Consider the following 26,932-nt stretch of genomic DNA (forward strand, 5'->3'; position numbering starts at 1 on the left):
TATTCGCGCAGCGATTTGCGACTCATGGCCGAACCTATAGCTTTCGAACTGTCATTACCGAAGGGTGCTCTTCACGACGAAAGCGTCTCCGCAAGGAGAAGGGTCCGATGGAATTGCAGTAATCGTCAAATTTTGAAGCATAAGCCCTCCGTGGCGTGCTTTCAGCTTAGGATTGCTGCCATTTACGCGGCACCGGGAGAAAGCGACGTCGGATAGACGAGCCATTCTGGAGAGTATGCCACCTACCAGCGGCGCCTCCACGATCCATTCCGCAGAGGTTTGCGGACCGCGGTATCGGCGGCTTATACGGAACGTCCAGCCTTTTGTCACATTCCGGAGGCAGATAATCCAGGTGCTCCCGCGCTTTTTGGCAATGACGGCCGACATGCGGTCCCCCGGACGGACAGGCAGCGGAATTAAGGTTGCTGCGGCGGGAAGGATCTCCCACCACGCATAATAATAAGGCTTGCCGTTTATCAGATCATGGCCAGTGCCCGTCTGAATCAAGCTTTGGTTGCCGAAGCCATCGATCCCGATCCAAGCGGATGAATAGGAAGAGCCTCCACTTGGGCGAAGAAATGGAACATTCCACTCCCCGGATATTCGCCTAAACGCACCTTTTGCCCCCTTGATGCTGTAGCCGGACCAATTATTCGAAATCCACCCGATGTTTCGCTGCGGCTTGGCCGCGGATTCAAAGCGGCAGATGTGATGTGTGCTCATTCTAGCAACGGTTCCCATAGATCCACCGCCTTTAATAGATTGATAATATATCTAATGATGCTGAGGCCGCGGTGGTATGGGTTTTCTGCTAGAAAGGTTTAGAGCAGGCGGGCTTACGGAATGGATTTTTCGGATCAAAAAGGGGCTGACCCATAAGTCATCGAATCATGATGGCTTTGGGGCTGCCCCTGTATTAATTTTGTCGCTCACCGAGAAAGAGACAGGAAGGACGAAAGGTTGCCGACTCTTTCTAAACGGATGCTGCTCTCCACTTCATCGACACCGGGTAGTGGTCGGACGGATAGGCCCCGTCGTAAGTATCCCGGTAAATGATCGTCTCCACCATCTCGACATCATGTGTCGTAAAAATATAGTCGATCGGCTCGCCTTCGAGTCCACCCTTGAAATCATGGAATGTGCGGCCTGCCGGTTCGTCCAGAAGCTCGTAGGCGTCTTGAAGCGCGTCCCGCAGTATCGCGATTTCCGCTTCACCGGGACCTGCATTCAGATCGCCCATAAGAATAACCGGAAGCGCTTCTTCCTTTCTAAGACGCTGAATATGATCGAGAATGAGCTTGGCGCTTTCCTGCCGCGCAACTGCGCCCATATGGTCAAAATGCGTGTTCACGACGTAAAAACGTACGCCAGTGTCCTTCGTGCTTTGGAACAGCCCCCATGTGCAAATTCGGGGATAGCTGCCGTCCCAGCCGAGGCTTCCCGGCTTCTCCGGCGTTTCGGACAGCCAGAACTGCCCTTCCTGCAGGATAGAGAAATCGGCTTGCTTGTAATAGATCGCGCAGTGTTCTCCGTCGCGGTCGCCTTGTCCCATCCGTCCCGTTCCGATTCTGCCGTACTCGGGCAGAGCTTCGTCCAGATCCCGCAGCATCGCCCCGGAGCCCTCCTGAGTTCCGAACAGATCGGGGGATGCGTCTGTAATGACGGCTGCAGCTCGATGCTTCCGGTGAGGCCAAGCGTTGCTGCCGTCGCTGTCCACATTCACACGTAAATTGAAGGTCATTGTTATCACATTCATGTCATGTCATTCCCATCTACTATGATCTAGCCAACAAGAGGCCGGAATAATACTACTATATCCGCTTTGATGGTCTTCATCAATGACATGCGGACCATGCGCAGCCATCCGCTCATCTTTATTTGATGGAGCCTTCCGTCAAGCCGCCGATAATATACTTCTGCGTAAAAACGTACAGAATTGCAATCGGGGCCATAGACAGCGAGAAGGCTGCAAAAGCCAGATTATAATCAAAGCTGGTCTCCGTCTTAAAATTGTAAATAAACAGCGGCAGTGTCCAAAAATCCGGATGTCGGTTCAGCATGATCAGCGGGAGTTGGAAATCATTCCAAATCCAAAGACTGTTCAATATGAGGATCGTAGCGATGATGGGAAGCATCAATGGATATATAATCCGGCTGAAGGTGTACCAGACGCCGCAGCCGTCAATTTTTGAGGCCTGATCGAGCTCAAGCGGAATATTTTTAAGAAAGCCGACTCCTAGAAACAAGCCTTGTGAAAAGGACAGGGTAACGTACATCATAATCAATCCGGTCTGATTCAGAAGCTCCAAATTGCCCATATGCCTGTAAATCGGCAGCATGATCGCCTGGAAGGGGACGAAAATCCCCATCAGGATGATCGTATATACCCACTTGAAATACAGCTTGTTCATGTTTCGCGAGATGGCATAAGAGACCATCGGAATGGCAATCAGCATGAACAGAAGAGATATGATGGTTATAAATGCGGAGTTCTGAAGCATTCCCCAGAAGTTGGCCTTGTTGATGACGGTCGAAAAATTATCCAGGTACAGGCGGGTCGGCGGAGCGAAAAAATTCGATGTTGTCTCGTCCCGGGTCCTCAAGGCAATGGAAAGCGCCAGATAGAGCGGACCCAGTATGAACAATGCACCGATCGCAAGCGCAGCATAACTGATGATTCTAAACGGCAATCGTGTCTTCATTGCTGTCCGACCTCCTTCCGGGCCAAAAGCTTAATCTGTATGAACGAGAGGACGCCAATCAGGATAAATACATAGATGGCTTCTGCCGTTCCGTACCCGAATTTCATCTCGCTCATGCCATGCTGGTAAATAAGGAAGCCCATCGATTCTGTCGACTTGGAAGGTCCGCCATTTGTCATGGCTACGATGTAATCAAACACGGTGAGGCCGCCTTTAACGGCAAGCACTACATTGACGGTCAGCATCGGAATCAGGTATGGAATCGTGATCGAGAAAAAACGTTGTACAGGCGATGCGCCGTCTATAACAGCTGCTTCGATAATATCCTTCGGCACGTTGGACAAGCCGGCGATAAAGATTACCATCGGGATCGCAAAGCCCTGCCAGATGTTTGTTAACGCAATGCCCAGGATGGCTGTGTCGGGATTGCCAAGCAAATTAAGCGACAGCCACTCGATTCCAAGCTTTTCTCCTATAGGCGGAAACAAGGAGTAGAAGAACTGGTTAAACATCAGGCCGACGGTAATCATGCTCAGCACGGCCGGGAAGAAGTAGATGGACCGGAACAGACCGCGAAGCTTCAGGGGACGGCTCAGCAGGAGAGCGAGTACAAGTGCAACGCTGAGCTTTCCAAAAACGACAATAACGGTATACAGCAAGGTGAAGCTTAGGCCGTTCAAGAAACGTTTATCTTGTAATATATCAATGTAATTTTGAAAGCCGACCATGTCATACGATAGGGAGAACCCGTCCCAGTTCGTCAGACTGTAATAGAATCCGATAAAGACCGGGGTTAGGAAAAATAAGCAATACAGCAGTACCGCAGGAAAGGTCATCATGAAAAAGACGGTACCCGGCTTTAACCCGCGAATGTTCATACGTTAGCCCTCCCATCAGGCAGAGAGGCGAAGAATCCTGGAGTGGTGCCCATAACCAAGGTTTTTCGCCTCATTGGCATGTTTTATTGATTAAACTTGTTGTAGAATATCGTATCGAGGGTTTTCAGGTATTGGTCAACATCTTTATTAAGGAACATTTCCTGTGTTGCTTTGCCTACATCGGCATTGATCCCTGGAGGCCACAGCCTTTCGATTGTCGGATATACCTTGCCGTCCGATATCAGCTGTGTCAGTGAGCTGATCTCAGGAAGCCCTGATTCCACATCCTTGATACCGGAAGGATAGCCGGCGGTGCCTAAATAGGTTTCTACGTTTTCCTTCGTGGACATAAATTCAATGAACTTTCGGGCTTCTTCTTGATTTTTACCTTCTGCTGGAATACCAATGGCCGTATCAACGGATACCTGTGTCTTTAAATCTGCAGGGTTTTCGGTCGGGAGCGGAAACATGGCGAAATTCAGATCAGGATTGGACTCTTTAATTTCTTTGATTGCCCAAATGCCTGTGAACCACATCGCAGTTTTACCGTTGGCGAAATCACGAAGCGCGTCATCATAGCCGGTTCCCATATTGTCTTTTTGTCCGTATTGACGAAGCGTTAGCAGATTTTCTGCAAAAGGCTTGAATGCCGGATTATCCGTGATGTGTGCCTTGCCGTTCATGACATCAACAAGGAATGACTCGACGTTTGGAATCGTTTGTCCCATTTTGTAGACGACCTCCTGACGGATGCCGTTAAAATCCTTATCGTGGAAGTAAAACGGTGTGATGCCTGCCGCCTGAAGCTTCTCGGCCGTCTCGATCAGTTCGGCGTAAGTTGTTGGAATCTGAAGATTCTGGCTTTCAAAAATATCTTTGTTATAATACATCCCCAGTGTAGCCAACCCGATCGGGACCATATAATTTTTGCCGTCGATTTTACTCAAGTCAGCAATGGCAGGCTGGACGTTATTCATGAGCGGATCATTGGTCAGGTCAACGACGCGGCCCTCCTTGGCCATTTTTTGGAAAATGGGATTGTGAGGATAATGGGTGAAAACCGCAGGGGCGTCATTGGTCGAAACCCTCATCGTCCATACATTTTCAGGATTCGGCACATTGTTCTGTTCCACCTTTATGCCCGGGTTAGCCTGTTCAAATTTTGTGATTAGCTCGTTGACAACATTGACGGCCTCTGATTTCATTTGAAAGTATTCAATTTTGACGGGTGCACCATCGGAGTTCGCGTTGTTGCTGCCTGCTTCGTTCTCCGCATTTTTTGAGCCTCCGCCAGCACAGCCGGCCGCTGTCATCATGGCTAGCGAGATCAGTGCTGCCAATCCGCTTTTCATAAACCCCTTTTTCATCATTTCAGCTCCTTTTGAGTGATGTCTGTATCGAGAACGCTTTCATTGTAGCAAGGAGTCGCATGCTGAAAATAGGAATAAACTGACTGTCTGAATAGGATAAATCTGTAGTTTTGCATCACATTCCAGCCTATGTTTTTTTATTGCTTCGGTCTTTTCCCGGCGTAGCACCGTAAACCTTTCTATACATCTGGATGAAATAAGAATAGTCATTAAAGCCGACCTCGCTGGCAATCGTTGCAATCGGCAGTTGATAGGTTTCGCTTTCCAGCAGCTTTTTGGCCTTTTCCATTCGTACAGACAACAGATACTGGGCGAATCCCACTCCGCATTTTCGTTTGAATAACCGGCTGAGGTAGCTGGGATCGACAAAATACCGCTGCTTCGCAAGATCATCCAGGACGATTTTGTTCTTGTAATTCATTTCGACAAATTCTTTAATGTCCTGAACGATATCCCGATTTGGTTCGTTTTGGCTCAATTGCTCAACAACCGCACGCAGCTTCGCAATCAGCTCATCACAGGCTTCATGGATCGATGCGAATTCGAAGAGACTCCGTTGTTCCAGGTAGGAGCAAGCTTCGCTGCAGGAACGTCCAATAATGGTATTGATTATATTGACAGTCGCAGCAAGCCAGTCTTGCACCATATGTACGGAGAACTGCTTCTTGATGCAATCGGCAAGCCAGGAATGGATCATATTCTCCATTTTGGCCATTTGATAGCTTCCTGCCTGCTGGCTGAATATGCTCGTCCATTCCTGAATGTACGCCGCATCATAATGATAAATCTGGCCAATATGCTCGATCCGTACAGGTTGACCGATGCCGTTCACGAAGCTTTGCAATGCCGCAAGCTTGGCTTCCCTTAAGGATGTGTCCAGCTGGCGCAGATCGCTTAGCGCAGAGCTGATTCCAATGCCAGTGCAGGTCAATCCCGTCCGTTCGCTCAGCGTACGGGCGATTCTGTCGCACAGGAAGTGGAGGCTGACCTGTCCTTCTTGATTGGCTGCGGACTGTGGTTGGATCCATGCGATCAGAAGCTGAGGCTGAAATTGATCCGTGATCAGTATGGAACGAAGGTGGTGACTCCCGAACACCTCTTTGGAAATTTCCCTTAGTTCCCTGCTCTGGGAAGGGGGATGCACAAACACGATCGTATGAAATGCAGAGCTGCTGTTGAGCTCGAAGGCAGACTCAAGAGTCAGCAAGCTTCGATGATCGGACGTTTCATAGAAGCAGGCGAGCATTGCCTGCTCAATATGGATTTCGCGGCGCTCGGCATGATGCATCTTCAACTTATTCAGCAACGAGTTTAGCTCCTGCCGATCTACGGGCTTGAGCAAATAGTTCTCCACCTTATATTGAATCGCTTCGCGTGCGTAAGTAAAATCTTCGTATCCGCTAATAATCGTGACAGGCATGGAAGGGTGATTCTTTCGGATATAGGCTGCCAGCTGAATGCCATCCATCCCCGGCATGCGAATGTCTGTGATCACAAGGTCAGGCAACGCTTCATCGATCACATTCTGAGCAGCAGTGCCATCCTCAGCTTCGATTACTCGCACACTTCCGTCCCAATCATGTATCATCTGTAGAATCGCTTTCCTGGCGAAGAACTCATCATCTGCCACTAATATTCTCATCGGTGTCCATCTCCCTGTTGTACGGAATATGTATCATAATGGTGGTCCCGGCTTTCTCTTCGCTCTTGATATTCATCCAGGAGCTTTCACCGTAAAAATGCTTAATCCGGGCATAAACGTTTCTCATGCCGAAGTTCTGGTCAAGGTTCTCCACCATCTCCTGCGGGTCTTGCATCAGCATCATTTTCAGCTCACTCAGCTTCTCCTTCGAGATGCCGACACCATCATCATAAACGCAAATATATAGAAACCGGTGGCGTTTCCGGATTGTTAATCGAAGCTTGCCTGTACCGCCTTTTGGCTCCAAACCATGGTAGAAGGAGTTTTCGATAATCGGCTGGATTAAAAACTTTAGTATTTTGCAAGAAATAACATCTTGATCGATCTCGTACTCAACCTGGAACTTGTTGAAGAATCGGATCTGCTGAATTTGAATGTAGTGCTCGATGTTCTCAAGCTCTTTTCCGATCGTTACGACATCTCCATATTTGACGTTATAGCGGTAAATGCTGGACAAGCTTTTGGTCATAGAGGAGATATGCTCCATTCGGTGGAGCTCGGCAATGGAATGAATGGCATTTAAGGTGTTGTACAAAAAGTGCGGATTGATCTGCGACTGAAGCATTTTAATCTCCGCTTTTTTCTGCAGGCTGCTTGCCGTAATTTCGGAATCTCGGCTTGTTCTAATCCGCTCGATCATAGCATTGTAGCTGTTGATCAGCCTTCCGATCTCATCCTCCCGATGGCTGTGAATAACGGTGGGGGTCAGATGCTCTGAATCCACGATTTTCATCGTGCCGCTAAGCTTTAAGATCGGATGGATAAAATAGCGGTGAAAAAAGAACGCCAGCCCCAAAGCGGCGATAAGTGCCAAAATACTTATGAGCACATAGTTCAATGTATTGCTTATAAATGTATCGGTAATTTGTGCGACAGGGATATAGTGGATGACTGTCCAACCGGTTACCGGATTGACCGTGCTGCTAACCAGATAGGGCTTGTTGTTCCAGTTGATGCGCATAGTCGGGTTGTCTCCTGGTGCAGGACTGGAGATGAGGGATGTAAAAGACTGGACTTGCTCCGCATCTAGCTCATTAAGCGATCCGTTTGAGGAATACACGACCGTTTCGCCCGACAAAATCATCGTTCCAAGCTTTAGTCCATCATTGGAAATGCCACCGAGCATATTCTCAATGGCTTTATCGTAAATATCGACTTTTGCATAGCCTTCTTGACCGCTGTGTATGTTGAGGTCGGATAAATAACGCACGATGGATATTCGATGACTGGTGCTTTTCGTATTGGCTTCCTTCGAAATATGGACAACATAATCATTGTTTTTAAGACGGCTTTCTCCGATTTCTTTCAATGTGTTTCTGATTTTTCCCGCCTTTTCCGGCTGGCTGCCATAAATGCTTCCATTCGGGGCAAGCACCGATATCATGGCGATGCTTCCGTTAATCAGCACAAGCTGTTCCATGGAGGTATACATGTAGTTGGCATCCGCAAAATATTCTTTGTCTGAAGAACGCTTGGACTTTTCCAGAATAGAGCTCAGCTTAAAATTCGTTAAATAAAAAAAGGAATAGCGGGCATGATTCGCAAAAAAATCGTTGATGCTTACATGGGTCCGGCTATCCAGCTGCTGCAGGATTTCCTCGTAATCGGAATTTGTCTGCTTGTACAGCTGTATACCCGACAGGAACATGGCCGTTATGACCGGGATCACGATAATGAGCACGTAAGTTAAGACAAGCTTGCTGCGAAAACTCGATCTGTGGAATTTTCGAAGCAAGTACGGCTGCAATTTCGGCATGGGATCACCTTTCTTAGATATGGAGTTTGATTGGCCGTATATGTGCGGTAATCAGCTTCATTATTTGTCATCAAGGACGTCTTTTCAATCCATTTTGAATAAAAACCTGATTTCAGGCAGTTGGGACGGGTCAAATGTTAATTGCGGCAAGCCATATTCATTAACACTCCAAAAAAATGGAGGTCATTTGGCATGCAGCTTAGTGCATATTAGCAACCCGCACTAGATCTATTCAATAGATAATTAACTAGAATTATTTGGTTGTTCGCCCCGAAAAAAAGTTCAGAATATCCGGGCTGTCATGTAAATAGAGATGAATATACGCTCTCGTAAGCGTATACAAAATCTGGATATTTACTAGATGCTGGGGCAGCCAAAGGGAGGGAGAACAATTGAAATCATTCAAGAGAGGACTGGGGTTCGTAACTACGACCTTGCTGAGCGTTTCCATGCTGTTCGGTTGCGCGGGGGGCAAGGATACGCCCGATGATGCGGGAAGCGGGGGGAACGATAGCGGAGGAAAGACCGTCATTAACGTTACGTTCCGGGATGACGGGATCGGCGAGAACGGTTCGTTTTATAAATGGCTTAAGGAAATGTCCGCAGCCTTTCCGGACAAAAGCGTCGAGATCCGGCCGGCACCGATCCAGGCCTCCGAAGGCGACTATTTCGCCAAGGTTGCACTGGCGCTGAAATCCAAGGATACCGCGCCGGATATCGTCACGGAGGATACCTTTATTTTGAACTCCGATGCCAGCGCCGGCTACCTGGAGCCGCTTGACGAACGATTGACGCAGTGGGAGGACTGGGGCAACGGCTCGTTCATCGAGGCGATGAAGAAGGGCGTGACCGCCAGCGACGGCAAGGTGTACGGCGTTCCATACAATACGGATTCGCGGGGATTGTGGTATAACAAGGACATTTTCAAGCAGGTCGGGCTTCCGGAGGACTGGCAGCCGAAAACTTGGGAGGATGTACTGAATGCCGCCCGTACGATTAAGGAGAAGGCGCCGGATATCGTGCCGATCTGGATGAACATGGGCAAGGCGACCGGCGAAGCGACTTCCATGCAGACCTATGAGATGCTGCTCTACGGAACGGGCGAGCGGTTATACGATGATACAAGCGGCAAATGGATCATCAAAAGCCAGGGTATCCTGGATGCCCTGACATTTGTAGAGACGGTCAACAAGGAAAAGCTCGGGCCGCCGCTGTCGAAGGTATTGAACGGTCAGGCCGGGAATACCGCATCCCGGGAGTATTTGCCGCAAGGCAAGCTGGCGATATCGCTTGACGGCTCCTGGATTACGGGCAACTATCTCGAAACCGGGGCCGCGCCTTGGCCGGAGTATAAGGATGTGCTGGGGTTCGCGCCGATGCCGACCAGCCAAGGCCAGGCTCCGGGCTCGATCACATTGGCCGGCGGGTGGGCGCTGTCGATCCCAAGCAACTCCAAGAACAAGGAGAAGGCTTGGGAATTCATCAAGTTTGCCTTGAACAAAGAAAATACGCAGAAGCTGGTCATGTCCTCGGGCAACATTACGGTCCGCGCCGACGTGGCGAAGGATCCGGAGTATACGAAGATGCCGTTTAACGAAATCGCGACGGAATATTTGCAGAATGCGGAATTCCGTCCGGCACAGGAGAAGTATCCGGAGGTGTCGACGCAGATCCAAACGATGGTTGAATCGGTCGCCACGGGCACCTCGCCGGCTGATGCGATGAATAAATACGCTCAGGACGTTACCCGGATCGTCGGCGCGGAGAAGGTTGTAGAGAAATAACCAGGCCCATCCACAATCGTTTAAATGGATGCCAACGCTTGCTCAAGGTCCCGATCGTTAAGGGAGGCCTTGGGCAGGCGGCTTTTCACGATCATCAGGAGAAAAGGGGAGAGCTCACGCATGAGCAGTCTAACGGCGAACGACGCTTTGAATAAGCGCAAACCATCGTACCCTTGGCTCTTTTATCTGCTTCCCTCGATTGCGATCATGCTTGTGTTTTTTATTTATCCGATTCTGCTGACCTTCTATTATTCGTTCACGAACCTGGCGTTAACGGGCGAAGCCGCGAGAGAGCTGAAATTCATCGGATTTGAGAACTATGCAAGAATGTTTCAAGACCCTACCGTTCGCATCAGCATATGGAATACGCTCGTATTCCTGATCGGCTCGGCCGTCATTGGACAGCAGGTGCTCGGCTTCCTGATCGCGCTGCTGATGAAGCAGCGAAACCGAACATTTCGGCGGGTCATCGGCACGATTGTCCTCGCCGGATGGGTGACCCCGGAAATCGTATGCGCCCTGTGCCTGTACAGCTTCTTCGGCGATGAGGGCACTTTGAACGCCATCATTGGCTTCTTCGGGTTCTCCGAAGTGACGTGGCTGTTCACGGTTCCGATGCTGACGATCATTTTGGCGAATATCTGGCACGGCACCGCCTTTTCCATGCTGGTGTTCCAAGCCGCGCTCGACGACGTCCCGAATGAGATCGAAGAAGCGGCAGTCGTCGACGGGGCGTCCAAATGGAAAATCTTCACGAGCATTATCATTCCGTATATTAAAGGGACGATCACGACAAATATGATGCTCGTCACGCTGCAGACGCTCGGCGTGTTCGGGCTGATCTATGCCATGACCGGCGGAGGGCCTGGCAATTCGACGACCACGCTGCCGATCTTCATGTACAACCAGGCTTTTGTCAATTACCAGCTGGGCTATGGAACCGCGATCTCGCTGCTGCTGCTTCTGATCGGCATCGTGCTCAGCCTTCTGTATATTCGATCGATGAAAGAGTAAAGCGGGGGTGAAACGATATGAATGCCAAACAACGCAAGCTCGTGTATCGTATCCTGCCGTATGCCATTCTTGCCGGAATCGGGATATGCTTCCTGCTGCCGCTGCTGTGGGTACTCGTAGCATCCGTCGATCCGAATGCGATGCAATCGCTGAAGATGCCGAGCCGCATCACCGGGGCGAACTACGCGGAGGTCATCACAAGCAGCGAGAATCAGCGGGCGTTCCTGATCGGCCTTATCATGTCGCTTGGCCAAGCCGTACTGGTTGTTCTGCTTGCGCTGCTCGCCGCTTATCCTTTATCCAGGTATCAGATGAAATATAAGAAGCCTTTCATGCTGACGATTCTGTTCATGACCTCGCTTCCGATAACAGCCGTTATGGTGCCGGTTTACCAGCTGTTCCTGGGGCTGAAGCTGTATGACAATATCTTCGGCGTCATCCTGTTCTATGTGGCGTCGTCCATGCCTTACGGCATCTGGATGATGAAAAATTTCATGGATTCCGTGCCGAATGATCTCGAAGAAGCTGCCTGGGTGGACGGGGCTTCGGTGTTTACCGGCATCCGCAAGGTCGTTGCGCCGCTGATGGTCCCGGGCATCTGCACGGTCGCGATCTTTACCTTCTCCGGCAGCTGGGGCAATTTTTTCGTGCCGTATATCCTGCTCCAGTCTCCGGAAAAATTTCCGGCATCCCTCAAGCTGTACCAGTTCTTCGGACAATACGGCATGGTCGAATACGGCAGTCTTGCTGCATTTTCGGTGCTGTATGCCATACCGGCGATCATCCTGTACATTTTGTCGCAGCAGTTTATGTCGAAGGGCTTCGGGCTCCAAGGCGGAACGAAGGGGTAAGCGACACTCAAAAAGGCACCTCCTTGCAGCCGTTCGGCTGCAAGCGGGGTGCCTTTCCATTCATATTTTGAAAGTGCGTGTCAGTACAGCCGGTAAACTCTGGCTTCATAGGGGCGAAGCTCGATCTGGTCTTGCCGTTCGTCCGGCACGGGCTCGTAATTGGAAATCAGCAGCTCCTGCGATAAGCCGCGAAGGTCCTTCGGCCACTCCATCCTAGGCATGTCGTCAAAAAAATTAAGGATCACGAGAATGGTATCCTGCTCCCATGTACGGGTGTACACATACAAATCGGGATCCAGGGGAAGGAGCAGCTTATATTCTCCGTACACTAGCGCTTTATGCTGTTTACGAAGGGCGATCAGCTGCCGGTAGTAATGGTAGATGGATTTCGGATCTTTCATTGCTAATTCCACATTCACTTCCGTATAATTCGGGTTCACCTTGATCCATGGTTCTCCGGTCGTAAATCCAGCCTGAGGGCCGCCATTCCATTGCATGGGAGTACGGGCATTATCCCGGCTCTTTGCGCGAATGGCCGCCATGATCCGGTCATTCGGCTTGCCTTGAAGCTGGGATTGCCCGTAATAATTCAGGGTTTCGACGTCCCGATAATCGCTGATGGTCTCAAAGGCTGCATTGGTCATCCCGATTTCCTCGCCCTGGTAAATATAAGGGGTCCCTTCCAAGGTAAGCATGAAAGTGCTGCCGCTGGCAGCGCTGCAAACGGCCGTCGTCGGCCTTCATAGCTTGGGTCTTGGCCCGGAACAGGCGGTGCAATACGTCGGGATCAACGACACGAGCTGGATATGGTGTTTCAATTTGAACATATGACCCTCAATTCCGTCTCGACGGGAACCGGGAGATGGGAAGCCCGGTCCTGGACCCTGCTTGAACTTAAAAAAGTTATGAGCCGCTGGCAAACCACCCTTCATAACCAGGGCTGGAATGCAAACTACTTGGGCAATTACGACCAGCCCAGACCGGTATCCCGATTCGGCAATGATCAGTAGTTCCGCGTCGAATCGGCCAAGATGCTCGCAAGTGATATCGGGGCGCAAAAATGCTGGGTATAGGCGATATGAAGGGCAAAACCCGATCGCGCACAGGAAAACGAGCACATCCCCTTTGTTTAATGCAAATGCGGAACCGGCAAAGGTCAGCAGGTACAGTCCACAGGCCGCCAGAAGGGCGCTCAACCACGTAAAACGCGAAATCGGATGTTGAGCAGGATCAGGGCCAGGAAGGGCACCAAAACGACCGATAACCCCGTGATAAAGCCGGCATTGGAGGTCGTGGTGTACAGCAGGCCGACAGTTTGAAAAGCATAACCCAAAAACAAAAAAAGACCCGGCAGGCAGGTATGAAGCAGCATGCGGATGCTGACGGCACGCCACTGGCCGCGGTAAAACACCGTGATGATCAAAGCAAGCAAAGCCGCCGCCCCGACGAAGCGGATACTGTTGAAGGCCAGCGGAGGCAGCACCCTCACGGCATGCTGAACGATAAGAACGTGCATCTCACATCACGGCGACGATGAGCAGGCTGAGATTGGCAGACGAGAGCGGTTCAATGAAGTCATTCCTTTCATGCATAAACCCCGGGCGCTTTCAATCAGCCCCAAGTCAAGTGACCAAGTTGTATCGCATATCCGCCGGGCGGACAAGAAAATTTGCCGCAAAGCTACCTGACCTTAAACGGGGCGTACTGGGACAGCTAAGCAAGCAAAAATTCAATTGATCAAAAATCGGTCCAGTGTCTTACGAAGGATGTATTTCACACGGGAGGAATATGAAGTAAAATGTCGAATTGGGTTTACCAAGACTAATTTAGAAGGGGTGTTATCTATTGGATACTGTTCAACTAACTCCCTATCATAGTGCTATTCCTAGTTGGAGCGGCTTCCAGTATCAAGGTAAAGTTGCCATTAATGTTGTACTCGATTATATCCTCAAAATTGATCCTGCCGAGGTTAACCGATTTTTTTTGGAATTAGAGTGGTATGAAGATTTTTCTATAATTAAAGATGATAAGTATGTTTCCATTCATCAAGTTAAATCTTATAAAAAAAGGACTTTGAGCGAGTATAAGGATGCCTTATGGAATCTTTTGGGTAAGAGTGTTTTAAAGAATGGGGTCGAGAGCTATTTACATGCAGCTACTGAATTAGTTGCCATTAATGAAATGAAGTCAAGGCTTATTCAGCTTGATCCACCGTCAGAGCCTAAGCCCCAAAAGGATCCGAGTAAGGGGCCAAGAATCAAGGGGTATACTCCTTGGCATTATTATAAAATGGTGGTTGACGCTGACGCGTATAATTCAGCATTTGAAAATCTATCAATATACTCCTATGAAGAGACTAAACAATACTGTCCAATGAATGAGTTGGAAGAGGAAATTAAAAAGCGTATTATTCAGTATTGTGAAAGAAAGAAGGGGGGGACTCCTACTCAAGCACATGTTGAAACTACATACAATTACTTGTTAGGGGAATTGGACAAGCATATTACGATTCGACACGTGGCTGAACAAGAAAGTGAGGAGGGTGAGGATGAGTTAATCCCCGACCGTATTTGTTTTTCCAACTTCATTTCAGTTTTGGACAACGAATGGGAAGAGCCATCAGAAGAATACATAATACATAGACTAAAAAATATATTTCATTCAACGTGTGAATTTTTATTTCATGAATTGCATGAAACAATTGTTAATGAAGGTAACGAACATCGTTTAGAAGATTTACAAAGGGCTGAAAACTATGTCAGGGCAATTGCTGGCATGAGTAACGATTCATTTTTTACTTTTTGCCAAATGGTGACCCCTCATATTGAATTTCAAAAGGCAGACTCTCTCGCATTTAGAAATCTAATCCCCCAAAACGGGATGGACGTGTTTTGTTTAGCTCTTTATGAGATCAAACAAGCCCTAAATGGATATAAGTATATACTACAAGACCAACAAAAAAATTTATGCTATTTACCAAGCACTATAAGATTAAGTACTAGTAGGATAAGAAATGAATCTAGAGAATTGTCAAAAATAGCAGTTGGTATATTGGGGAATGCGGCTATAAGAGATGAGCTTTACGAGATAGAGGCCATTATTACTGACAATGTCCGGGCTAGTTCTTTAGAGAGTGCAGCTAATAAATTTACTGATATTGAATCAAAAGGTGAAAGAAATAACAACATCACAAAAATCAAAAATATTAGACTGATTGATATCGACACTGCAATGGAGGAATTAAACTAAATGATCAGAATACTCCAGAAAATATTTACAGAAAATGGGTTTGGTGTTCAGCATTTTATTTCGATGCCAACAAATATATTTGCTTTAGATTTTGATAGAGGTAGTTATTATCTAGCCATTTTTGTTGAGGAAAAAATGCTCGACCATACATCTGTTGAATTATTCAACTCATATTTTGATGAAGTAAAGGGGCTGGAAGAAGGCTACCGACCAGATATGGATAAAAATATATCACTTATCGTCTGTGTAAAAAGAAGTGGTAATTTTCAAGACCCAATATTAAATAAAATTATATTCGATATTGAAGAGGACCCATACTTTTTTAAGAAGTACGTACTTACATATACCGACCTACAAGTTGAGATGCTATTGAAAAATCAAAGGGGTTCTATCATGGAATATCTTTATCGAGTTCTAAATGATGATAATTCATTTCAAGAGCACAAAAATGATCCTTTTCAAAATACTGAATATAACTTAGTCAGCAAGTTGTTTATAAAGTTGCCATTTTTAAATTTAAGGAAGATGGATAGGGAACTGACAAGTTTAAAGCAAGAAATTATTAATGCGTTAACTCCATCGCTTCTAAGTCTTCGTGATGGTTTATTACGCTTTCAGCCAGAGAGGGAGCCTGATGAAGCTGCCTGGCGAAAATTAATTTTAGATTATATAAAGGTGGAAGAATATGAATAGAAATTTCTCGTTAAAATGTATTTATATTGAAAACTTTAAAGCAATTGAGCGTCTGGAATTGGATTGGACACAAAACCAACTTGTGGTCTTAGACGGGCCCAATGGTTTCGGTAAAACTACGATTTTTGATGCAATTGAACTTGTGCTATCAGGTAAAATTGATAGGATTAAAAAGCCTGAAGATGCACGAGTAAGGTTTAGCGATGTGTTGTTCAGTAACGACCCAACAAGAGATCTCATCATCAAAGTCCAATTTGAATATGAGGGTGAAACCATTACTCTTGCAAAAGCATTGCCTGCTACGAAAAGTTTAACTGGTGTGCAAAAACAGCCAGGAAGATGGGATATATTTGACACTTATCTTTTAGAAACATTCGATTCGCCCTTAGAGGAGGGAAAACAAATTACTCAAGATGAATTAAACGCATTATTTGAGATAGACCAATTAGAACGGATATATAGTCTGTTTTATTATATACAACAACAAGAGAACACCTCATTTTTAAAACGTCCAGGTAAGGAAAGGTTGGCTGAAATTAGCCGACTTTTTGATACAAAAGAAGAAGAAGAAGAAATGAAGTACCTACAAAGTGTTTGTAAGTTCCTTGAACAGGAAAAAAGAACACTACACAAAAAAATCAAAGATAGCGAAAATCAAATTGAACAGTATAAGAACTATGAACAATTAGATGTTAAAGAAAAGGTAAAATATGAAAAGCTTTTCTATGAACCTGTAGATAAGCAGTGGGATCGTGAGGATATTGTTGTTTCAAATAAACAGCATAGAGATCAAATAATTGAAGAAATAATTGTTATTGAGGATTTTGTTAATAACTTCGAAGAATTCACAAAAGCTAAGTTCAACAAACAGTTGCGACAATTTGCTCAAGATACTGAGTTGCTTGGGCATACGATTCAAGGAAAAGCATTTATCTCAAGATTCCCCGAAATAGTTAAAATGAGAGATAAAAGACGAAAAATAGAGAGCTTTGTTACACAAATGCAAGATTTTCAAAAAAATTTTTCAAGAATTGACTACAAATCATTAAACGAAGAGCTCGGGCTAGAACTCGATACAGAAGAGATTAACCAAAAGGTACAGATATTAAAGAGTCGTGATGGAGACATTTCTCAGTTATCTAAAATTGTAAATGAGTTAAACAATACACGGAAAACATTAACTACTCAAATGAAATCTCTACATCAACATCATCAGTCAAATCGAGGCGAATGTCCACTTTGTGGTTTTGATTGGGGTAATTATGATACATTATTGAATGAAATTCAAACTAAAAGCGACTACTTTTCTTCACTGCATAACGAGTCTGCAATAAAACAGAACAATGAAATTGATGAATTGTACGAACGTCACCTTAAAGCTCCTTTAAATGAATTAACACATTTTTTAACTTTAACTGAGAATCAGATCAGTGAGACATTTTACCGTATTGTTGAACGTGCCAAGCATAGAGAAGATGATGTAAATAAGTTTTTAGCATTTTGCCAACAAAATAATATTGAAATAACCGATTTTTGTAATTATGAATACAACTTATACCTAAATGATGAAGACAGTAGCTATCAAATAGAGAAATTATCGTCTTATTTGCTGGGTTATTTGAAAACTATAAAAGAAGGTTACTCTGATTTTGATCATAAATATAGAATTTTCTCCAGAATTTTTAAGGAGTACTTTGATGAATCAACAGAGCGCTTAGCATTGATCAATCAAGATAAACTCAATTCAAAAAAACAATTTATTGATTGGGTTTTTTATAATCAAATAAACTCAAATCGCAAAAATGAGCTTGATAAAATAACCAAATATCAAGAAAATTTTAAAAAGATATCAGATAAGGTTGAAGATCTGAATCAAATAATCAACCAGTATGAACTAGCTATTAAGAAACATTGGAAGAAAATTATGGTCGACATAGAAATACCTTTCCATATCTACAGCGGTAAAATAATGCAAAATTACCAAAGAGGTTTGGGGTTATTTATTAAGGAAAAAGCAGACACAGAAAGTATTATATTTGTGTCAGATGTAAAATCTGATCATGATGCACTCAATTATTTAAGCTCTGGTCAATTATCCGCCGTGGTAATATCATTCACTTTAGCACTAAATAAAATATATGGTCATAAAGACTTAGGAATATTATTAATCGATGATCCTGTACAATCGATGGACGAAATTAATATGGCATCTTTCACTGAATTATTAAGAAACGATTTTTCGCATAAACAAATTATCATTTCGACGCATGAAGAAGATGTATCCCGTTACTTACAATATAAATTTAGTAAGTATGGACTCCTACCATCAAGTTTTAATATGCGTGAAGAGTCACATGCTGGATGAATCTAATTTATTGAGGTATACGTGGGAAAAAAATAATTCTTGGCATAGCGTTCTGTAGATCTTAAGACCCGCGACCTCTAAGATATATTCTTAATTGATGATAACTATTTGGCATAAAGTATTACGCTACATTATAATGTGGGGTGGAACGATGGCCAAAAAAACGAAAACAGGATGCGGCCGTGAAGCCGCAGGCGGCAGACAAGCCGGTAACCCTGAAAGATCTTTTGAGCAGCGAGGTGCTGAGCAAGCTGAAGCAGCAGTCGGAGGAATTAAAAGCCGAGCAGCAGAAGTAAAAGGAAGCGGAGGAAGCACGCAAAGTAGAGCAAAAACGCCGCGATAACGACATTGAATATTTGCTTGAAAACAGCAATATGGACTGGAAGAAATATAAATAGTCGTCGGAAAGGCTGCCCTTCGGGCAGCTTTTCGTATGTCGCGTTAGGATTATGATTAAAGGCGAGATCGGTGATCCATGACACGGCACGTTCGTTGAACTCCCGGGGCTCATGCGGTCCTGATCGGTCCGCTTTTTAAGCCTTAGCCCGTAATATCGCATCGCCCGCGGCACGCCTTTGATTTCCAGCCGCCCCTCATAAATGAGATGCCTGAGCCGGTACTCGAAAAAGACATCCCGGATACATTCATCCCTCATGCCGATGGCTTCTCCGATTACGCGGGCCGCTTTGATGAATTCATGCTCCGGCATTCTGTTTGAAGTGCCTCAACCGTTCGAAGCAAGTAGGCATCGAGGTGGACGGTCCACCCTGACATTTTGCAAATACGCTAGAAACGTTACGCCGCAGGTATCGCCTGAACATGCGCTGGACGTATCCGGTAGAAACGTTCAGCTGTCCGGCCAATTTTCCGATCGTAAACTGGGATTCGCCGCAGCGTTTTTGAACGATGTCCAGCATCCCTTCGAACAAGGGGTCTTGATTGCATGCCTCCCCGGTGCTGAACAATTGGCGGTCGAGAAGTCCCAGCAATTTGAGCAACTTTCCGCATAGGATGGCCCGATAGCCGGCCGCTTTGCGGATATATTCGGAGTACAGGCCGGTAAAAAGCAGGGCGAAGTCGCCGCTAATGTCCGTCGTTTTCAGTCAGTAGGGCGACGAATTATCGTCAGGCAGCGAAAGGTATTCGAGAAGTCGCTGAGGGATCGGGACTGATTCGGACATTTCTCGATCGTCCGCGGATGAAAAACGCAATTATAGATGACGATCGGCTCCTTCGACGACACCGCGGTTGGCCGAAACACATGCGTCGTTCCAACGGGCAGGACAAAAGCGTCTCCTTTTTCCGCGGCGATCCGATCTTCGCCGATATAATGGAATCCCCGCCCTTCGGCGACGTAATTGATTTCGAAGAAGTCATGGCAGTGCTGCGGCGTTTCGAATGATTCCGCGATCCGGTTCACGAATATGCTTTCATTCGGGTTCAGCAACGAATCGATCTGCATGATCACAGACGAGCTTTTTCTCAAAGGAAATCCTCCCTTTAGAAATGATCCGATATCCCCTATTCGAATGCGAAGAATGCCCCATTATTTTACGTTTTTTGGTTCATTATACTATAGGCAGGAAAACGGGTACACGGGGGGAAGGAAGTGTTTGACTCTTCTGATCCTTAGAGACTTTTTTCATGGATGATCGCCCCTTTTTCGGTGGCTGTAGGGCGTCTATGCCATGTGATTCTAAGCTTCTTTGTCAGCTTAAAATGGTACATTCGTTCATAAATTGAAGTACGTCTAGTTTATCTTGTGCTGTGTAGATGTATAGCCCTGTCTAAAGGTCTTTTCACCGTGATGCTTTTATTGCCTAATCCAGCTTAAGAAGACAGAATGGTCGACTCCCAGGGATCTCGCAATGGATTTGAAGCTTTCTGAACTTTCATAATAACGTAATTGTACGCTGCTGCCTTCCTGCAGCGAGTAGATCACTATTCGATCGTTTCCAAAGCTTGCACCAGAGGCAAGCACACTTTTGTTGCGCCCCAAAATTTCACCGTTTATACATTCTGAACTGAACCGAAACTTATGCATAATATCAAGCATAGACGAGGATGAGCTGTCATTTGTCGCCGGTGTTGCGAGTGAAAGGTAAGGGCAGCACACCAAACCGATTTAGTAGGACGAAATACGGAACTATTTCTACATAATATCTATTCAGGAAATGGAGGATATTGGTTATGGGTGAAATAATTAGAGATAAAGTAAATGAAGATTGGGCTCATTCCGGAGTCGTCCAAGCAGGCGATTTTGTCTTTCTGAGTTACTGCGTTGGATATGCGGGCAAATCAGTGGAGGAACAAGTTGAGGATGCTCTTGACAACATGAGTGCGCGGTTGGCATCAATTAATCTAACTTTGAAATCGGTGGTCAAGGTGGATGTTCTGCTTATAGATCCTAGTGATATTCCAGTTATGGAAGAGGTTTTTAAACGCCGTTTCAAAGGAAACTATCCAGCAAGGAAAACAATTGTTACAGAATTTGCACATAAGGAGGGGACTGGACTTAAAGTTCGGATCGATGCTATAGCGTTTAAGAAATAAGCCTCAAAAAAGCTGATAGGCCCTCACGACCGGCAGATGCTGGGGATTGTCGGCATTAGGCAAGCCTTGGCTTTCACGATATGAGCGATGGCATCAAAGGGAAAGCCGTCGACTCCCTTTTAGGCCCCAGCTAGCCGCATAATGCAGAAAATGAGGCCACGGAATCCTCTGTTGCACGCTTGAAACGTGGATAATCCGTTCCTTGATCCGGTGCTCGAGCATGTTAATCGATTGCCTCGCGGCAGCCTGGAAAGGCCCCGGTTAAATTCACGTCGAGCACTTTTCTCCAGTTATCCAACACCAAATCCTCGAAAGGCACTTCGTTTTCGATGCCAACGTTATTTACCATGACCTCAGGAGCATAATGATCAGCGGCGGCTACAAGCCTCTTGACATCCTCTTCCTTGGTGACGTCGCCATACACGCCGATAGCTTTTCCACCGAAGGATTCAATCTTCCGTACATGGCGTTCACTTCATCCTCGTTGCTGACGTAATTAATGACTACGTTCATCTTTTCTTGTCCGAACCTCAGTGCGATTGCGCGCCCGATGCAAGAGGCGCCGGTAATGACGGCTGTGCTTCCCTCCAGATCCTTGTACACGATGGATGCCTCCTATCGAGTGTGTAATGGAATACAATAATTTAATTTACCGAATTTCTTCCCGTTCAACATGAACGAGTTCGATGGAACCGCCAATCGGTGATGACGGTCTCTCGAGCATGAAGTGTTGTAGGTGTTTTCCTTTCTGGAAGGATTTGTTATACTTCAGAGCAAGCGATTAGCGTGTTCTGCCGCTTGGACACTGGATTCGTTTATTTGGGGAAGTTCGAAAAAAAGGGATCTACGGAGCGCAGGGCAGAGAGCAGAAGAGTGCAGGCAACAAAGGAGGAATCATGTGCTATGGCAGTCAAACGAATTGTCACTAATATTGAAACGCGACGCATTGCGGAAGCTAAACGCTTCTATCAGGACGTGCTTGGTCTTGATCTGCTGATGGATCACGGCTGGATCGCCACCTACGGGTCGCCGGAGACGATGCAGGTACAGATCAGCTTTGCCGAAGAGGGAGGATCCGGCACGCCCGTACCCGACCTCTCAATCGAAGTCGACGATGTCGAGGCGGTGTTGGCTGATATGAAAAATGCCGGCTTCCCTGTCGAATACGGCCCAGTGGATGAGCCTTGGGGCGTTCGCCGATTTTTCGTACGTGACCCGTTCGGCAGGCTTGTCAATATTCTGATGCATTGAACCGCACATGAAATTGGCAATCATCCCGTCGTGCTCCGGACCACGACGGTGCCCAGAAAGAGCTACGTTTCGATTCAAACAGCGTCGCCTGCCCGATCGGTCTGTCAGAAGAGGGGAGTCTGTGATATACTGTTTATATAATAAACAATTTAATGGCTTATCGGGATGTACAGCCTTCGGGAAAGGACGCATACGTTATGTCAAAAGATAATACGACAGAGCATGATATCGGGGCCATGCTGCCCGGCGGCGCTGCGCTTAGCTGGGGATTGGTCAAGCCCCCGCAGCGCGGACCGAAGAGGGAGCTCAGCATCCGGCAGATCGTTGATGCCGCAATCGAAATTGCGGATCGGGACGGCCTGTCTGCCGTTTCGATGAACCGCGTGGCATCGTCTTTAGGGTACACCGCCATGTCGCTGTACCGCTACATTCCGAGCAAGGATGACCTTCTGCTGCTCATGCAGGATGCGGTTTGCGAGGTTCCGCTTCCGGACGAGGATGCGCCGGACTGGCGGGACAACATGCGCCTATTCGTCAAATTAAGCATGCAGGTATTCCGGGACCATCCCTGGTTCGGCGACATTCCAATCTCCGGCGTGCCGATTACCCCGAATAATCTCCGGGTCATCGATTGGGGATTGCGCTTCATGAGGGATTTTCCGCTGAATGACTATGAAAAGATCTCCTTCATTCTGCTGCTGAGCAACTACGCGAGATCCAGCGGACTCATCCAACGGGATATGGATCTTGCGCTCAAATCAGGGTCCACCGCCGAGCGGTTCAGCGGGACGGACTATACCCTGGCGCTGAAAGCGCTCGTGAAGCCAGAGCAGTTCCCGTACCTGTACCCCGTCATCATGTCCGGCGTTTATACGGAAGAGAACCCGGGAGAGAATCCGATCGGGAACGACATTGATTTCGGGCTGGAGCGCATTCTTGACGGAATTGAGCGCTACCTGGAGATGAAGACGGGTCAGGAGAAGGAGAACGAGAAGGCTGACGGGTAGCGTAGCTCGCGAAGTTATACGTTTCAGGGAACGTGCCAAAAGGAACAGTTAGCGAGTGCCGGAGTGCCGCTCGATGAGCAAATATATAAACCTGAAAAAAAGCAAAAGCGATCCGTTCGGATCGCTTATTTGTGTTTAATGGGGAGCCGCCGAAGCTCTGGGTGGTAAAACGGGAAGCTTATAGCTTTATGACAGGCGCGGGAGAAGCTTGTAAGGTATATATGGCTGACTTGGCAGAACAGCAGCCGATACCCCCCCGGACTTGTTTACGAGCTATGGCCCCAATTAACGTCGGCCCGCTCTTCTGCGGAATGACCACATGCCCCATAGCAATGAGACGAGCAAAATGAGCAAGCACCACCCGATTGCCCATCCGATAAACTCGCGTATCGAAGCTCCCATCAGCAATCCGCGAAGGGACTCGATCACCGGCGTAATGGGCTGGTTGCTTGCAATCCACTGCAGCCATTCCGGCATCGTATCCGTCTTGACGAAGGCGCTGGAAAGGTAAGGCAGAAAGAGCAGGGCGAACCCGTAGCTCCCCGCTGCGGCAGGGCTGCCGGCGACCATGCCGATCGCCGCAAACAGCCAGGTGAAGGCGAGGATGAACAAGGCGATAAGGGCTACCGCGAATACCCAATCGAGTATGCCGGCAGTAGGCTTGAAGCCGACGAGCAAGGCAACCGCGAGCACAACGCCGGTTGCCAGCAGATTGCGGGCCAGACTAGCGACGACGTGTCCGGTAATGACACTAACGCTGCGAATCGGCATCGTCCGGAACCGGTCGATAATGCCGTTCGTCATATCTTGCGCGACGTCGACGGCCACCGAGGAGGAGCCGAAGCCCGCGCATAACAGAATAATTCCGGGCACGACGTAGTTTACGTAATCGCCGCTGGAATCGATCGCTCCGCCGAATACGTACGTGAACAGCAGCATCAAGAGCACCGGCAGCAGAATCGCCATCAGCATCGCATCCGCATTGCGGAGGCTGTGGCGGAGGCTGCGTCCGATAAAGACGCTTTGGGTAACGGCAAGCGATGTTTTCTTTGCGGTGTGAACAGGTTTGACAATCATACGATCTCCTCCATTTTCTTTTCAGTCAGCGCGATGAATACTTCATCCATGTTCGGCCTGTGGATGCCGACCCGCGTTTCCGTCGGAAGCTGGCGCATAAGCTCCTGAAGCGTGTTTGCAACATCCCCTATAGATCCGCTCGTGGGAATGCGATGAATGACCTCAGCCTCCGCGTTCCGCAGCTCCAGTACCTCGCCCCCGACCCGGGATTTTAGCTCCTCCGGACTTCCTTCCGCCACGATATGCCCCCCATCAAGCACCGCAATCCGGTCGGCAAGCTGATCCGCTTCCTCCAGATATTGCGTAGTGAGGACAATCGTGATGCCTTGGCTTTTCAGCTGCAAAATCATATCCCACAGCGCGCGTCGGCTTCGGGTATCAAGCCCGGTCGTCGGTTCATCCAGGAACAGAACGGGTTTTGGCACGACGAGACTGATCGCCAGATCCAGGCGCCTTTTCATGCCGCCGGAAAAGGTGCCTGCGCGCTTGGATCGTGCCGATGCCAGATCAAAGTAAGCCAGCAGCTCCGTGCTTCGAATGCGGGCCTCTGCTCCCGTGAGTCCGGACAGCCTGCATATCATCCGAAGATTTTCTTCGGCGGTCAACACTTCGTCCACGGCGGCGAATTGACCGGTAAGACTGATCGATTGCTGTACCTTCTGGCGCTCCCGGCTCACATCGTACCCGTTAATTAGCAAGGTCCCCGCATCAGGAGTGACCAAGGTTGACATGATGTTGACCAAGGTGGTTTTACCGGCCCCATTGGGACCGAGCAGGGCCAACACACTGCCCTCCGGCACTTTCAGATCGATTCCGTCCAGCACCTGCTGGCTGCCGAACCGTTTGTACAGTCCTTGAATTTCCACGGCATATTTCCGCATGATCGACGCTCCTTTATTAATTGTGTATATAATAAACAGTTTATTTCTTAATCAGTATATTATATAAACAGTTTTATTTCAATATGATTTTTTTCGTTGGCGAGAGGTCCTATAGAGACAGGTATAAAGGAGGGGGCGATGAAGCCTCTTGATGAGATCATGCCGGTAATCCTGAGTTTCATTTTGGACGGAGGTTATTATTCTGTTCGTTCGAATTGAAGGCCCTGTATCAAGAAAATAACCAGCTTTGTTGCAAGGGCGATTAAAGGGGAGAGGAGCTGATAAAGGCAAGAAGCCTCCGCAAGGATGCAATGTACACATCCAGCGGAGGCTCAATCATGCTTGCCTGCAGTATGTTGTTATGACGGGTCTGCCCCGTCCTCAAGCTCAAGCTCGATGACGGTATTGCGTTTGTCCGGGAGCGGGAAGGTGAAGTGCTCCGGACGGGCAAAGCTGACGAATGCATCCTCGGTGAATTCGGCTGCACTCCACGGGCGGCCGAGCAGCAGCTCGTAGCCGTCAGCCAGAAGCCGGGCTTTCTTGACCTTGCCCGCCAAGCCGACGAGATTGATGGGCCCGATCGGCTCCTCGAAGACGTGGGCATACAGCTTGTTGCCTTTTTGGGTATACCGTCCCCATTCCGGCTTCGGAAATTCGGCGGCTGCGCATCCGTAAATGCTGTCGCTGTTGCGGCTCATCCAATCGCCGATTTCCGCGAGCACATCAAGGCTTTCCTTCGGAATGACGCCTTTGGCGTCCGGCCCGACATTAAGCAGCATGTTGCCGTTTTTGCTGACGCATTCCACCAGCTTGCGGATGATCGTGGTCGCCGATTTGTAGTTGCGGTCAGCGGCCGCATATCCCCAGTTATTGTTCAGCGTAATGCATGCCTCCCAAGGAATGGGTGCGCCCGTTACATCGACAACGCCATGCGGAGGGATGATCTGCTCGGGGGAAGCGAAGTCCCCGCTGTATATGGACGGCTCGGTCGTATAGATGCTTCCGCCGCTCTCGCCGCTGCCCTCCAGCCGATTATCGATCAGGATATGCGGCTGAAGCCCGCGGATCATCTTCATGAGCTCGGTAGCACGCCATACTTCGCCGCGCATATTGTCATATGAGAAGTCGAACCACATAATATCCAGTTTGCCGTAATCGGTCAGCAGCTCGCGGATCTGCCCGTGCATGTAGTCCAAATAGCGGTCAAAGTTGTTCGGATCCCGCTTAAAGGCTTCGTTTCCTCTCATCGGATGAATCCGGTCTCCGAAGGCGGGATAGTCCTCATGATACCAATCGATCAGCGAATAATAGAGCCCGACCTTAAGCCCTTCTTCCCGGAAAGCTTCCAGGAACTCTCTCACGAGATCCCGGCCGGCTTTGGTATTGGTTGCTTTATATTCGGTCAGCTTGCTGTCGAACAAGCAGAAGCCGTCATGGTGCTTGGCGGTCAGCACCGCATACTTCATGCCGGCTTTTTTGGCCGCCTTGGCCCATTCGCGAGGATTATAATCGACGGGGTCGAATTCATCAAAATAGGTCTGATACTGCTCGATGCTCATCTGTTCCGTGCTCCGGAGCCATTCGCCTCTAGCCGGGATCGAATAGAGTCCCCAATGGATAAACATGCCGAAGCGGTCGTTCTGGAACCAACGTACGCGTTCATTTCGTTCGAGGATGACTTGATTTTGCGAAGCGGTAGTTGTCGTCATAGGATCAACCTTTCGGTACTAGGATTTGTCGGGTTTGATTTTAACAAGAATATGTTAGTATGAATAGATAATTACTTAACTCTGACGGGT

The 26,932-nt window shown here is 47.8% G+C and carries 24 protein-coding genes and 4 pseudogenes; 11 read left to right on the top strand and 17 right to left on the bottom strand.

The window, feature by feature from the left end; genetic code table 11:
• Positions 1–54: 54 nt before the first annotated feature.
• The 7 genes from NSQ46_RS08340 to NSQ46_RS08370 form a co-directional block, all read right to left on the bottom strand.
• Positions 55–741: a G1 family glutamic endopeptidase gene (locus NSQ46_RS08340; protein ID WP_007127565.1), complete on the bottom strand. Its 687-nt coding sequence runs from the start codon at positions 739–741 to the stop codon at positions 55–57.
• Between the two features lie 232 nt (positions 742–973).
• Complete coding sequence (locus NSQ46_RS08345; protein WP_342576626.1) at positions 974–1,756, bottom strand: endonuclease/exonuclease/phosphatase family protein; 783 nt, start codon at positions 1,754–1,756, stop codon at positions 974–976.
• Between the two features lie 118 nt (positions 1,757–1,874).
• The gene (locus NSQ46_RS08350; RefSeq protein WP_210095020.1) at positions 1,875–2,702 is read right to left on the bottom strand and encodes a carbohydrate ABC transporter permease; all 828 of its coding nucleotides are present in this window, start codon (positions 2,700–2,702) and stop codon (positions 1,875–1,877) included.
• On the bottom strand, positions 2,699–3,580 hold the full coding sequence (locus NSQ46_RS08355) for a sugar ABC transporter permease (RefSeq protein ID WP_342576627.1): 882 nt from the start codon (positions 3,578–3,580) through the stop codon (positions 2,699–2,701). The genes NSQ46_RS08350 and NSQ46_RS08355 overlap by 4 nt, the downstream gene beginning before the upstream one ends.
• Before the next feature lie 83 nt (positions 3,581–3,663).
• Positions 3,664–4,950, bottom strand: a complete 1,287-nt coding sequence (locus NSQ46_RS08360) for an extracellular solute-binding protein (RefSeq protein WP_342576628.1) — start codon at positions 4,948–4,950, stop codon at positions 3,664–3,666.
• A gap of 127 nt (positions 4,951–5,077) precedes the next feature.
• Positions 5,078–6,592: a response regulator gene (locus NSQ46_RS08365; RefSeq protein ID WP_342576629.1), complete on the bottom strand. Its 1,515-nt coding sequence runs from the start codon at positions 6,590–6,592 to the stop codon at positions 5,078–5,080.
• On the bottom strand, positions 6,570–8,408 hold the full coding sequence (locus NSQ46_RS08370; protein ID WP_342576630.1) for a histidine kinase: 1,839 nt from the start codon (positions 8,406–8,408) through the stop codon (positions 6,570–6,572). Before NSQ46_RS08370 ends, NSQ46_RS08365 begins: the two co-directional genes overlap by 23 nt.
• 392 nt (positions 8,409–8,800) lie before the next feature.
• Here NSQ46_RS08370 and NSQ46_RS08375 point away from each other — a divergent pair, with 392 nt between their 5' ends.
• From NSQ46_RS08375 to NSQ46_RS08385, 3 genes are all read left to right on the top strand, one after another.
• On the top strand, positions 8,801–10,192 hold the full coding sequence (locus NSQ46_RS08375; RefSeq protein WP_342576631.1) for an ABC transporter substrate-binding protein: 1,392 nt from the start codon (positions 8,801–8,803) through the stop codon (positions 10,190–10,192).
• A gap of 120 nt (positions 10,193–10,312) precedes the next feature.
• Positions 10,313–11,206 (top strand): sugar ABC transporter permease, encoded by an 894-nt coding sequence (locus NSQ46_RS08380; RefSeq protein WP_007127573.1) that lies wholly within the window; start codon positions 10,313–10,315, stop codon positions 11,204–11,206.
• Between the two features lie 17 nt (positions 11,207–11,223).
• Complete coding sequence (locus tag NSQ46_RS08385; protein ID WP_007127574.1) at positions 11,224–12,057, top strand: carbohydrate ABC transporter permease; 834 nt, start codon at positions 11,224–11,226, stop codon at positions 12,055–12,057.
• An 80-nt stretch (positions 12,058–12,137) separates the two neighbouring features.
• Here the strand turns inward: NSQ46_RS08385 and NSQ46_RS08390 are convergent.
• A pseudogene (locus tag NSQ46_RS08390) lies at positions 12,138–12,761 on the bottom strand (alpha-glucosidase C-terminal domain-containing protein); the annotation flags it as partial.
• Positions 12,762–12,789: 28 nt separating this feature from the next.
• Here NSQ46_RS08390 and NSQ46_RS08395 point away from each other — a divergent pair.
• Positions 12,790–13,064 (top strand): annotated as a pseudogene (locus tag NSQ46_RS08395) (alpha-amylase family glycosyl hydrolase); the annotation flags it as partial.
• A 185-nt stretch (positions 13,065–13,249) separates the two neighbouring features.
• Here the strand turns inward: NSQ46_RS08395 and NSQ46_RS08400 are convergent.
• Positions 13,250–13,540 (bottom strand): EamA family transporter, encoded by a 291-nt coding sequence (locus NSQ46_RS08400; protein ID WP_342576632.1) that lies wholly within the window; start codon positions 13,538–13,540, stop codon positions 13,250–13,252.
• A 362-nt stretch (positions 13,541–13,902) separates the two neighbouring features.
• Between NSQ46_RS08400 and NSQ46_RS08405 the strand changes: the two genes are divergently transcribed.
• The 4 genes and pseudogenes from NSQ46_RS08405 to NSQ46_RS08420 all read left to right on the top strand — a co-directional run bounded on the left by NSQ46_RS08405 (position 13,903) and on the right by NSQ46_RS08420 (position 18,762).
• Positions 13,903–15,306, top strand: a complete 1,404-nt coding sequence (locus tag NSQ46_RS08405; RefSeq protein ID WP_342576633.1) for an ABC-three component system protein — start codon at positions 13,903–13,905, stop codon at positions 15,304–15,306.
• Entirely contained in the window at positions 15,307–15,999 is a 693-nt protein-coding gene (locus NSQ46_RS08410; protein ID WP_342576634.1) for an ABC-three component system middle component 1, read from the top strand.
• Positions 15,992–18,364 carry an AAA family ATPase gene (locus NSQ46_RS08415; RefSeq protein WP_342576635.1) on the top strand — a complete coding sequence of 791 codons (2,373 nt, stop codon included), beginning with the start codon at positions 15,992–15,994 and terminating at the stop codon, positions 18,362–18,364. The genes NSQ46_RS08410 and NSQ46_RS08415 overlap by 8 nt, the downstream gene beginning before the upstream one ends.
• A 143-nt stretch (positions 18,365–18,507) precedes the next feature.
• A pseudogene (locus NSQ46_RS08420) lies at positions 18,508–18,762 on the top strand (YqkE family protein).
• A 209-nt stretch (positions 18,763–18,971) separates the two neighbouring features.
• On the opposite strand, the pseudogene NSQ46_RS08425 reads toward NSQ46_RS08420, so the two are convergent.
• The 3 genes and pseudogenes from NSQ46_RS08425 to NSQ46_RS08435 all read right to left on the bottom strand — a co-directional run.
• Positions 18,972–19,073, bottom strand: a pseudogene (locus NSQ46_RS08425) (DUF3658 domain-containing protein); the annotation flags it as partial.
• The gene (locus NSQ46_RS08430; RefSeq protein ID WP_342576636.1) at positions 19,060–19,362 is read right to left on the bottom strand and encodes a hypothetical protein; all 303 of its coding nucleotides are present in this window, start codon (positions 19,360–19,362) and stop codon (positions 19,060–19,062) included. The pseudogene NSQ46_RS08425 and the gene NSQ46_RS08430, both read right to left, overlap by 14 nt.
• Positions 19,363–19,463: 101 nt before the next feature.
• Positions 19,464–19,850: an AraC family ligand binding domain-containing protein gene (locus tag NSQ46_RS08435; RefSeq protein WP_342576637.1), complete on the bottom strand. Its 387-nt coding sequence runs from the start codon at positions 19,848–19,850 to the stop codon at positions 19,464–19,466.
• Between the two features lie 704 nt (positions 19,851–20,554).
• On the opposite strand from NSQ46_RS08435, the gene NSQ46_RS08440 reads away from it, so the two are divergent.
• On the top strand, positions 20,555–20,917 hold the full coding sequence (locus NSQ46_RS08440) for a RidA family protein (RefSeq protein ID WP_342576638.1): 363 nt from the start codon (positions 20,555–20,557) through the stop codon (positions 20,915–20,917).
• A gap of 223 nt (positions 20,918–21,140) precedes the next feature.
• Here the strand turns inward: NSQ46_RS08440 and NSQ46_RS08445 are convergent, their stop codons facing one another.
• On the bottom strand, positions 21,141–21,341 hold the full coding sequence (locus NSQ46_RS08445; RefSeq protein WP_342576639.1) for an SDR family NAD(P)-dependent oxidoreductase: 201 nt from the start codon (positions 21,339–21,341) through the stop codon (positions 21,141–21,143).
• The gene (locus NSQ46_RS08450; RefSeq protein ID WP_342576640.1) at positions 21,296–21,520 is read right to left on the bottom strand and encodes a hypothetical protein; all 225 of its coding nucleotides are present in this window, start codon (positions 21,518–21,520) and stop codon (positions 21,296–21,298) included. The genes NSQ46_RS08445 and NSQ46_RS08450 overlap by 46 nt, the downstream gene beginning before the upstream one ends.
• A gap of 300 nt (positions 21,521–21,820) precedes the next feature.
• On the opposite strand from NSQ46_RS08450, the gene NSQ46_RS08455 reads away from it, so the two are divergent.
• Together NSQ46_RS08455 and NSQ46_RS08460 are read left to right on the top strand one after the other, a co-directional pair.
• Positions 21,821–22,168, top strand: coding sequence for a VOC family protein (locus NSQ46_RS08455; RefSeq protein WP_342576641.1), 348 nt, complete (start codon positions 21,821–21,823; stop codon positions 22,166–22,168).
• 197 nt (positions 22,169–22,365) lie between these two features.
• Complete coding sequence (locus NSQ46_RS08460; protein ID WP_342576642.1) at positions 22,366–23,175, top strand: TetR/AcrR family transcriptional regulator; 810 nt, start codon at positions 22,366–22,368, stop codon at positions 23,173–23,175.
• A gap of 285 nt (positions 23,176–23,460) precedes the next feature.
• Here NSQ46_RS08460 and NSQ46_RS08465 read toward each other — a convergent pair whose 3' ends face one another.
• The 3 genes from NSQ46_RS08465 to NSQ46_RS08475 all read right to left on the bottom strand — a co-directional run bounded on the left by NSQ46_RS08465 (position 23,461) and on the right by NSQ46_RS08475 (position 26,842).
• On the bottom strand, positions 23,461–24,252 hold the full coding sequence (locus NSQ46_RS08465) for an ABC transporter permease (RefSeq protein ID WP_007127579.1): 792 nt from the start codon (positions 24,250–24,252) through the stop codon (positions 23,461–23,463).
• Positions 24,249–25,133: an ATP-binding cassette domain-containing protein gene (locus NSQ46_RS08470; RefSeq protein WP_342576643.1), complete on the bottom strand. Its 885-nt coding sequence runs from the start codon at positions 25,131–25,133 to the stop codon at positions 24,249–24,251. The genes NSQ46_RS08465 and NSQ46_RS08470 overlap by 4 nt, the downstream gene beginning before the upstream one ends.
• Before the next feature lie 359 nt (positions 25,134–25,492).
• On the bottom strand, positions 25,493–26,842 hold the full coding sequence (locus NSQ46_RS08475; protein ID WP_007127581.1) for an alpha-L-fucosidase: 1,350 nt from the start codon (positions 26,840–26,842) through the stop codon (positions 25,493–25,495).
• Between the last annotated feature and the right edge of the window lie 90 nt (positions 26,843–26,932).

The sequence above is a fragment of the Paenibacillus sp. FSL M8-0142 genome (assembly GCF_038597315.1).
GTDB classification, from domain to species: domain Bacteria; phylum Bacillota; class Bacilli; order Paenibacillales; family Paenibacillaceae; genus Paenibacillus_AQ; species Paenibacillus_AQ lactis.